This is a genomic window from Microbacterium sp. 69-7, from assembly GCF_001897985.1.
Classification (GTDB): domain Bacteria; phylum Actinomycetota; class Actinomycetes; order Actinomycetales; family Microbacteriaceae; genus Microbacterium; species Microbacterium laevaniformans.
Window position 1 is genome coordinate 6354 of the sequence record NZ_MKRU01000062.1, and the last position, 9540, is coordinate 15893.

General features: G+C 70.2%; 9 protein-coding genes (1 of these 9 cut by a window edge). 5 read left to right on the forward strand and 4 right to left on the reverse strand.

Annotated elements, in window-relative coordinates; all coding sequences use genetic code 11:
• Positions 1-811, forward strand: the end of a protein-coding gene (locus BGN98_RS06175; protein ID WP_502687817.1) for an FtsK/SpoIIIE domain-containing protein. Its footprint begins 998 nt before the window's first position; only the last 811 of its 1809 coding nucleotides appear in the window; the start codon falls outside the window, past its left edge; it ends in the stop codon at positions 809-811.
• 60 nt (positions 812-871) lie between these two features.
• Here the strand turns inward: BGN98_RS06175 and BGN98_RS06180 are convergent, their stop codons facing one another.
• Positions 872-1897, reverse strand: a complete 1026-nt coding sequence (locus BGN98_RS06180; protein ID WP_288120256.1) for an asparaginase — start codon at positions 1895-1897, stop codon at positions 872-874.
• A 64-nt stretch (positions 1898-1961) separates the two neighbouring features.
• Between BGN98_RS06180 and BGN98_RS06185 the strand changes: the two genes are divergently transcribed.
• Both BGN98_RS06185 and BGN98_RS06190 read left to right on the forward strand, forming a co-directional pair.
• Entirely contained in the window at positions 1962-2753 is a 792-nt protein-coding gene (locus BGN98_RS06185; protein ID WP_288120257.1) for an MBL fold metallo-hydrolase, read from the forward strand.
• Positions 2750-3262, forward strand: coding sequence for an OsmC family protein (locus tag BGN98_RS06190; RefSeq protein WP_288120258.1), 513 nt, complete (start codon positions 2750-2752; stop codon positions 3260-3262). The genes BGN98_RS06185 and BGN98_RS06190 overlap by 4 nt, the downstream gene beginning before the upstream one ends.
• Here BGN98_RS06190 and BGN98_RS06195 read toward each other — a convergent pair.
• Positions 3231-4061, reverse strand: a complete 831-nt coding sequence (locus tag BGN98_RS06195) for a lysophospholipid acyltransferase family protein (protein WP_288120266.1) — start codon at positions 4059-4061, stop codon at positions 3231-3233. The two genes, BGN98_RS06190 and BGN98_RS06195, sit on opposite strands and share 32 nt — an antisense overlap.
• An 84-nt stretch (positions 4062-4145) precedes the next feature.
• Between BGN98_RS06195 and BGN98_RS06200 the strand changes: the two genes are divergently transcribed.
• Positions 4146-5102 carry an FKBP-type peptidyl-prolyl cis-trans isomerase gene (locus BGN98_RS06200; protein WP_288120260.1) on the forward strand — a complete coding sequence of 319 codons (957 nt, stop codon included), beginning with the start codon at positions 4146-4148 and terminating at the stop codon, positions 5100-5102.
• A gap of 23 nt (positions 5103-5125) precedes the next feature.
• On the forward strand, positions 5126-6208 hold the full coding sequence (locus BGN98_RS06205; protein ID WP_036289397.1) for a 1-deoxy-D-xylulose-5-phosphate reductoisomerase: 1083 nt from the start codon (positions 5126-5128) through the stop codon (positions 6206-6208).
• A 136-nt stretch (positions 6209-6344) separates the two neighbouring features.
• Here the strand turns inward: BGN98_RS06205 and pflA are convergent, their stop codons facing one another.
• Positions 6345-7283 (reverse strand): pyruvate formate-lyase-activating protein, encoded by a 939-nt coding sequence (gene pflA, locus BGN98_RS06210; RefSeq protein ID WP_036289399.1) that lies wholly within the window; start codon positions 7281-7283, stop codon positions 6345-6347.
• Between the two features lie 49 nt (positions 7284-7332).
• Positions 7333-9540: formate C-acetyltransferase (gene pflB, locus BGN98_RS06215; RefSeq protein ID WP_288120264.1), on the reverse strand; the 2208-nt coding region annotated here is incomplete at its 5' end.

Consider the following 9540-nt stretch of genomic DNA (forward strand, 5'->3'; position numbering starts at 1 on the left):
GCTGCCGCAGCCCCCGACGTGGGTGTCCGAAGACCCCGAGGCGGCATGGGATGCCGTGGGCGCCGCCGCCGTCGGCCGGCGCGACGGGACGGGTGTGGTGGTCGACGACGTCGATGCGCTGCTGACCCGCTATCCCGCGGAGTACGCGGCGGAGATGATGGTGCGCATCGAGCGGCTCGTGCGGGACGCCGGACAGAGCGGAGGCCTCGTCGTGCTCTCCGCGGCGAGATGTGCGGGGTCGCTCGCCCGTCTGCTGGAGCTGATCCCGCACCGCGCCATCTTGCCGCTGGCGACACGCGCCGACCACGTGGCGGCCGGAGGCGACGGATCCGACCATGTCCGTGACCAGCCGCCCGGGCGGGGCCGCTGGGGACGCGTGCTGGTGCAGTTCATCCGTGACGACGCACCCACGACACCAACGGTGGTCGGCTCCCCACCGCCCACGTGGACTCCCGGTGAGACCGACACGGCCGGTCTCGTGGTCGCTCACGGTTTCGCCCGTGACGGCCTGCATCGCGCGAGTGCGGCAGGAGATGCTCCGATCATCAGCGTCGATGAGGCGGCGTCGCGCGGCGGGGCATCTTCGCGGGCTCTCGTGGTCGGCACGCCCGAGGAGTGGCTCGCCCAGTGGAAGCTGTTGGGCGAACTTCGCACACGTCACGAGTTCGTCGTCTCCGCCGAGTGCAGCGCAGAATACCGCGCGCTCACCGGGCGACGAGATCTTCCCGTCTACGCCGCTGCACGTGCCGACCGTGCCTGGCGCCTCGTGCCGGGCGGTGCCGCACAGCGCGTGCTGCTGCCCTGGTCGTGACCAGCCGAGGAGGAGGAGACGCCGGGCCGCGACAACAGCGGAACGCCGTAACGCGAAGGGTCAGACGGTGGGGCGGATGCGTCCCACCTCGCGGCCTCCGCCGGTGATCTCCAGCGGCAGCTGGTCGAGCGTCGCGGCGACGTCCGCCGACGACAGAGCGCCCACGCGCTCCAGCAGACGGATCGCGACAGCCGTCGCCACCCGGCCGCTGCCGTCCAGCGTCTTGAGTGCGACCGTGGCGCCGTTGGGTGCCGTCATGATCATGATTCCCTCGGCGCCTCCCTTGGCGAACACGCCGAGCCGCTCGATCGCGATGGTGTCCGGCCGCCCCGGTCCGTCGATCGCCCACGGGTTCTCGCGGACCGCGCGCACCAGCGCTCCGGCGAGGCGGTGGAGGGCGAAGGGGGAGCGCTCCGAGGCGGTGCCGATCCGGTGCGCGGCGCGAGCGAGGGCGGTCAGGCTCATGGCGTACACCGGGGCCCCGCAGCCGTCGATGGCGGTCGTGGAGATCTTCGTCCCCGTGAGGCGTTCGATGACCTCACGGATATGCACCTGCAGCGGATGCTGCGGATCGAGATAGCTGTCGGTGTCCCACCCGTTCGCGGTGCAGGCCAGCAGCATGGTCGCGTGCTTGCCGGAGCAGTTCATGCGGACGCGCGCCGGCTGTCCGAGCTCGCGTACGAGCTCGTCGCGCGTGGCGGTGTCACCGGGCCACGCCGGCGGGCACTGCAGGTGGTCCTCGCCGAGACCGGCGGTCGTGAGGATCTCGCGGACGACGCGGGCGTGTCGGTCGGTGCCACTGTGGCTGGCGGTGGACAGGGCCAGCTGCTCGCCTTCCAGCGTGACACCGGCGGTCAGGCAGCCGAGCGCCTGCAACGGCTTCATGCTCGAGCGCGGCAGGATCGGCGTGTCGACGTCGCCGAGGCTCAGCTGGATCACACCCTCGGGGTCCAGCACGATCGCCGCTCCCGTGTGTCGCGACTCGACGAAGCCACTGCGCTCGACGACGGCGAGTTCCACCGCATCGGCGACCGCGATGGTGCCGGACGGTGCGGAGGGACGGGACACGGTGAGAGGATCTGACACGCAGAAGAGCCTACTTCGCCGCGCACCGCGCGACGGGTCGGCTGGGACCACCGAGGAGATGGGCATGCGCCAGCTGGACGAGGTCGCCGACGGCATCTGGGTCACGACGAGCCGGCGCATGGCCACCACGAGCACCGTCATCGTCGGTGGCGAAGAAGCACTGCTCGTGGATCCCGCGTGGGACGCCGACGAACTCGACGCTCTGGCTGCCACGCTGGGCGTGCGCAACCTGCACGTGCGCGCGGGGTTTGCGACCCACGCCCATCACGACCATCTGCTGTGGCACCCGGCGTTCGGGGACGTCCCGCGGTGGGCCTCCCACGACACGGCCGCGCTCGCCGTCTCGCAGCGCGCGGACCTGGTCGCAGCGCTGAGCGAGGACGCACCGCCGTGGCTCGTCGAGCTCATGGGGCGGGTCGACGGGATCGGCGAAAGCTTCCCCTCCGACAGTGCGCCGACCGGTGTGCAGATCGAACCTGTCTTCCATGACGGGCACGCGCCGGGGCACACGGCCCTCTGGCTGCCGGAGCGGCGGGTGCTGATCGTCGGCGACATGCTCAGCGACATCGAACTGCCCCTGCCGTTCTTCCCCGATGACCTGCCGGCATACCTCGCCGCGCTCGACCGCCTCGCGCCTCTCGCCGCCCGCGCCGCGGTGATCGTGCCCGGTCACGGGACGGTGTGCGAGGATGCGCTGGCCCGCCTCGACGCCGACCGGCGCTACCTCGACGACATGATCCACCGTGGACGCTCCGACGATCCCCGTGTCGCAAACCCCGGCATGGCCGAGGAGCACGCGCATCTGGCGGAGCTCGCGGCCGCGTACCGCGATCCGGATGGGAGACTGGCGGGATGATCGGCGAACACCGCTACGCACTGCACGCCCGGTGGACAGGCAACCGCGGCACCGGAACCAGCGGCTATCGCGACTACGACCGCTCGGTCACGCTGTCCGTCCACGGCAAGCCCGCGCTGGATGCCTCGAGCGATCGCCCGTTCCGCGGCGATCCCTCGAAGTGGAACCCCGAGGACATGCTGCTGGCCGCGCTGTCGGAGTGCCATCTGCTGTCCTACCTGCACGCGTGTGTGCAAGCGGGTGTCGTCGTCGTGTCCTACACGGACGACGCGACGGGACGGATGACCGAGGACGGTCGAGGGGGCGGCGCATTCGCCGAGGTCGTGCTGAGACCGCGGGTCGAGGTCGCCACGGCCGCCATGGTCGCCGCTGCAGAGACCGCTCACGCGCAGGCGCACGAGTGGTGCTTCATCGCGAACTCGGTCAACTTCCCGGTTCGTCACGACGCCGTCGTCACGGTGGCCCCGGATGGCGCCGTCAGCGGCGTTCGTGCGGAAGAACCTGCTTGAGACGTTCGACGGGATTGGACGCCGGGGCCTCGTTGTACGCGTTGGCCAGCTCCTGGCCGGAGAGTGCATGGATCGCGGCCATGATCTCGTCGGTCGCCTGACGGCGCGCGCGCCCGGAGTCGGCGGAGCCGTGGTGGGACAGGTCGAGCGGCTCGCCGAAGCGCACCGTCACCCGCGGACGCAGGCGCGGGAACTTCGCCCCGACGGGCATGATCTCGTTGGTTCCGACCAGGCCCACCGGAATCACGGGTGCGCCGGTCTGCAGCGCGAGGAATGCGACACCGGTGCGTCCCTTGTACAGGCGGCCGTCCAGCGAGCGCGTTCCTTCCGGGTACAGCGCCGTCGACCACCCCGCCTCCAGCATCCGTCGCTGCTGCTCGAGAGCATCGAGGGCCGCCTGGCCCGCCCCGCGCTGAACGGGGAATGCGCCGACGGCGTAGAAGAACTGCCGCGAGAACCATCCCTTCAGCCCCGGAGCGTCGAAGTAGCTCGACTTGGCGAGGAAGCGCACCGGGCGAGGAGCGGCCATCGGAATGACGAAGGAGTCGATGAACGACAGATGATTGCTGGCGAGGATCACCGCACCCTTGCGGGGGAAGTTCTTGCGCCCCTCGATGCGCGGCCGGTACAGCAGCCGCGCGAGCGGGGCCACGACCCACCGGCCGATGACGTAGGTGGGGCCGATTCCGGTGACGTCATGGGCGCCGTCCGGGGGCTGCACCTCGCCGGCGGCGTCGGGGGCGGGCTCTGCGGATGTCACCAGTCGAGGGTACTCCCGATCGCATGCCGCGTTGAGCATGGCGCCACGGGCGCGCTCCCAGCGCACGCAGAACAAAGTAGGGGAGGATGGAGCCAATCCGTCTTTCATCTGTGAGGTCCTATCGTGCGCCTGCGCCCGCTCGTCGCTGTTTCCGTCGCCGCCGTGTCCGTCATCCTGCTTGCGGGCTGCTCCGGGTCCACCGGCGCCACCGCGTCGGGGAGCCCGACCGCCGCGCCGGCTGCGGACCTCTGTGACGCGCAGGTCTCCTCGGGTGCCGCCGCCGACGCGGTGACGGTCAGCGGGGATGCGGGAGTGGCTCCCACGCTGTCGTTCACGGCGCCGATCCAGATCGACACCCTGCAGGCCAAGACCATCGACAAGGGGTCGGGTACGCCCGTGACGGCGGGGCAGTTCATCTCCTATGCCATGACGGCCTACGACGCCGAGACCGGTCAGAAGCTCGGCGACATCGGCTACAAGCCCGGGCAGCTGCTTCCCGCGCAGATCTCGGCATCCAGCCCTCTCGGCCAGGTTCTCGGCTGCGGTGCGCCGGGCGAGCGCGTCGTCGCAACGTTCCCGGCGAGCGAGCAGGGTGCGGCGCAGGTCTACGTCGTCGACCTGCTCGGCATCGTCCCGAGCGCCGCATGGGGCGCCGAGCAGGCACCCGTGGCGGGGATGCCGACGGTGTCGCTGGCCGACAACGGAGCGCCCACGATCACGCTGCCGGGCGGCAACCCGCCCACCGAGACGCAGATCGCCACCCTGAAGAAGGGCGACGGGGCCGCAGTCCAGAGCGGCGACCAGGTGCTGGTGCAGTACACCGGCGTGCGCTGGTCGGACGGCAAGACCTTCGACTCGACCTGGGACAAGGGCGGCGTACCGACGAGCTTCAGCACCACCGGCGTCGTCCCCGGCTTCCGCAAGGCGCTGGAAGGCCAGACCGTGGGTTCCCAGGTGCTCGTGACGATGACCCCGGCCGACGGCTACGGCGAGGGCGAGATCAACGCGAACGACCTGAAGGGCGAGACCCTGGTGTTCGTCGTCGACATCCTGGGCGCGCAGACCTCCGCGGCCCAGTAAGTGCCCGCCGGTAGGCTGGCCGCATGCGGCGCATCCTGATCCTCGGTTCGACCGGTTCCATCGGCACCCAGGCTCTGGATGTGATCCGCGCCCGTCGCGACCAGTTCGAGGTGGTGGGACTCGCCGCCGGAAGTGACGCGGCGGGCGTCGCCGCGCAGGCGGCCGAGTTCCAGGTCGAGCACACGGCGCTCGGCGCCGACGAGGCCGAACAGCTCGTGCGGGATGTGGATGCCGACGTCGTACTCAACGGCATCACCGGATCGGTAGGCCTCGGCCCGACACTGGCCGCGCTCGAAGCCGGACGCACGCTCGCGCTGGCCAACAAGGAGTCGCTCATCGTCGGCGGCGATCTGGTCACCGCCATCGCGGCCCCGGGACAGATCGTCCCGGTCGACTCGGAGCACTCCGCGATCGCGCAGGCCCTGCGCGCCGGCACGAGCGACGAGGTGCGTAGGCTCGTGCTGACCGCCTCGGGCGGCCCCTTCCGCGGTCGCTCCCGCGGCGAACTCGAGGGCGTGACTCCGGCCCAGGCGCTGGCGCACCCGACCTGGGATATGGGTCGGGTGGTCACCACCAACTCGGCGACCTTGGTCAACAAGGGGCTCGAGGTGATCGAAGCCCACCTGCTGTTCGGCGTCGATTACGACCGCATCGACGTCGTCGTTCATCCCCAGTCGATCGTGCACTCGATGGTCGAGTTCATCGACGGATCGACCATCGCGCAGGCATCGCCGCCCGATATGCGGCTGCCGATCTCGTTGGGCCTCGACTGGCCCCACCGTGTGGGCGGCGTCGGGGTTCCGCTGGATTGGACCCGGGCGGCCTCGTGGAGCTTCGAGCCTCTCGACGAGGGGGCCTTCCCGGCGGTCGCCCTCGCCAAGCAGGTGGGGCGCGCCGGCGCGACCTACCCCGCCGTGTTCAATGCGGCCAACGAACAGGCGGTCGATGCGTTCCACGCGGGACGCCTGAGCTTTCCCGGCATCCTGGACACGGTCCAGCGCATCGTCGATGCGCACGACGCGCCGCCCGTGCTCTCACGCGGGGCGCTGGTCGACGCGGAGGGCTGGGCCCGCGCCGCCGCCGACGAGGCTATTGCCGCCGGCTGAGGCGAGGCGCCCGCGCGACGGAGAGGACCGGACCGCCCGCAGAGGATGGGGAGGGCGGTCCGGTCAGCGCCCGATCGGGGGACGATCCGGGCGAGCGGCCGCGGGGGAAGCGGCGGCCGGGGGTAGGGTGAAAAGGTCAGTACGTGAGCAGGCCGTGAGCGCGGAACTGCTCGCGGACCCGGTCGACGAGGTCGACGGAGGGGGGTTCGGTCTCGGCCAGACGGTAGTCGCGCCCGAGCGCGTCCCACTTGTCTCGGCCCATCTGGTGGAACGGCAGCACCTCGACGCGGGTGACCGTCTCGGGGCGGATCTCATTGAGTGACGTGGCGTACGCAGCGACCGCCTCGACGTTGTCGACGTCGTCGGTCAGGCCCGGAACGAGGACGAAGCGGATCCACACCTCGGGCCCCTCGGGCCGAGCGGCCAGACGGCGACCGAACGCCAGCGTGGGTTCGAGCTCGCGCCCCGTCACCTCGCGGTAGGTCTCGGGATTGCCGCTCTTTACGTCCAGCAGGACGAGGTCGACGTCGTCGAGCAGGGCGTCGGATGCCGCGGCGCCGAGGTAGCCGGACGTGTCGATGGCGGTGTGGATGCCGAGCTCCTTCGCGCCGCGCAGGATCCGTGCTGCGAAGGCGGGCTGCATGAGCACCTCGCCGCCGGAGAGGGTGATGCCGCCCCCGGTCGCCTGGAAAACCGCGGTGTAGCGCGCGATGCGGGTGAGCAGCTCATCGCTCGTGACGGGCTGACCGTCCTTCATCGCGAGGGTGTCGGGGTTGTGGCAGTAGAGGCACTGCAGCGGGCATCCGCTGAGGAACGTGGTCAGCCGCGTTCCCGGCCCGTCCACGGCGGTGACGAGCTCCCACGAGTGCACGGAGCCGAGCCGGCCCTCGCGCATCGCGGTGAGGCGCTCATGACGATCGACATCCGAGACCGCGAGCCCGTCGAGGCCGGCGCCCGCGCGCCGGTGGGCGGGCGCCTGGAGGGGGACCTCCAGGCGCACCGCGTCATCGGGAAGTGCGGGAAGGGTGGACGGCACCGCGTTGCACGGGTGGCGACGGAGCATCGCCTTGGCCATTGTCCTCAGCTTCTCTCTGCGTGTCGGTTCGTCTGCCGGAGGATCCGGATCACATGGAGCCGTGGAACGTACGCGACAGCACGTCGAGCTGCTGCTCGCGCGTGAGGCGGACGAAGTTCACGGCGTAGCCGGAGACCCGGATGGTCAGCTGCGGGTAGTTCTCCGGGTGCTCCATGGCATCTTCGAGCGTCTCGCGGTTCAGCACGTTGACGTTCATGTGATAGCCGTGTGAGCCCACGTAGGCGTCGAGCAGACCGGCGAGGTTGCGCACCTGCTCCCCGACGGTGCGCCCGAGGCCGCTGGGGACGACGGTGTTGGTCAGCGAGATGCCGTCCTGCGATTGGGCGTAGGGGATCTTGGCGACCGACAGCGCCGAGGCGAGCATGCCGTGCGTGTCACGACCGTTCATGGGGTTGGCACCCGGGGCGAACGGCTCGCCGGCGCGGCGACCGTCGGGTGTGTTGCCCGTCGCCTTGCCGTAGACGACGTTCGAGGTGATCGTGAGCACCGACTGCGTGGGCAGGGCGCCCCGGTACATCGGGTGACGGCGGATCTTCGACATGAAGCTCTCCACCAGGCCGACAGCGATCTGGTCGGCGCGGTCGTCGTCGTTGCCGTAGCTCGGGAACTCGCCCTCGGTGAGGTAGTCCACCACGATGCCGCGTTCGTCGCGCACGGGGGTGACGGTGGCGTACTTGATGGCCGACAGCGAGTCCGCCGCGACGGACAGTCCCGCGATTCCGCAGGCCATCGTGCGCAGCACGTCCTTGTCGTGCAGGGCCATCTCGATGCGCTCGTACGCGTACTTGTCGTGCGACCAGTGGATGCAGTTGAGGGCCTCGACGTAGGTCTCGGCCAGCCAGTCCATCGTCTTGTCGAAGCGCTCCATGACGTCGTCGAAGTCGAGCGGGCCGTCGCCGACGGGTGCCGTCACCGGCGAGACCTGCTTGCCGGTGACCTCGTCGCGGCCTCCGTTGATCGCGTAGAGCAGCGTCTTGGCGAGGTTCACGCGCGCACCGAAGAACTGCATCTGCTTGCCGACGCGCATGGGGCTCACGCAGCAGGCGATCGCGGCGTCATCGCCCCAGGCGGGGCGGATGATCTCGTCCGACTCGTACTGCACCGCCGACGTGTCGATGGACACCCGTGCGCAGTAGTCCTTGAACCCCTGCGGCAGCTCGGGGCTCCAGAACACGGTCATGTTGGGCTCGGGCGCCGGACCCAGGTTGTAGAGGGTCTGCAGGAAGCGGAACGAGTTCTTCGTCACGAGGGGGCGACCGTCCTCGCCCATGCCGCCGATCGTCTCGGTGACCCAGGTCGGGTCGCCGGAGAACAGGCTGTCGTACTCGGGGGTGCGCAGGAAGCGGACGATGCGCAGCTTGATGACGAAGTCGTCGATGATCTCCTGCGCCTCGGTCTCGGTGATCAGGCCCGCCTGCAGGTCGCGCTCGATGAAGACGTCGAGGAACGTCGAGGTGCGTCCGAGCGACATCGCGGCGCCGTTCTGCTCCTTCACGGCGGCGAGGTAGCCGAAGTACAGCCACTGCACCGCTTCCCGCGCGGTGGTCGCCGGCCCGGAGATGTCGAAGCCGTACGCCGCTGCCATCTGCTTCAGTTCGCCGAGCGCGCGGATCTGTTCCGCGTGCTCCTCGCGCATGCGGACGACCTCTTCCGAGAACGGCGTGGTGTCCAGACCGAGCTTGTCGACCTTCTTGGCGGCGATCAGCTGGTCGATTCCGTACAGCGCGACGCGGCGGTAGTCGCCGATGATGCGGCCGCGGCCGTAGGCGTCCGGGAGTCCGGTGATGACGTGCGAGCTGCGCGCGGCGCGGACGTTCGGCGAGTACACGTCGAAGACGGCCTCGTTGTGCGTCTTGCGGTAGCTCGTGAAGATCTCCTTGAGGGTCTGGTCGACCTCGTAGCCGTAGGTCTCGAGCGCGCCCTCGACCATGCGCCAGCCGCCGTTGGGCATGATCGCGCGCTTCAGCGGCGCGTCGGTCTGCAGGCCAACGATGAGCTCGTCGTCCTTCGCGATGTACCCGGGGCCGTGGGCGGTGATGCCGGCGGGCGTGTGCGCGTCGACGTCGTAGATGCCCTTCTCGCGCTCGACCGGGAACATCGCCGACAGCGTGCTCCAGATCCGCGTGGTGCGGGCCGTGGCGCCGGTCAGGAACGAGGCGTCGCCGAGGTACGGCGTGTAGTTGCGCTGAATGAAGTCGCGCACATCGATCACGTCCTGCCACGGGCCGGCGGTGAA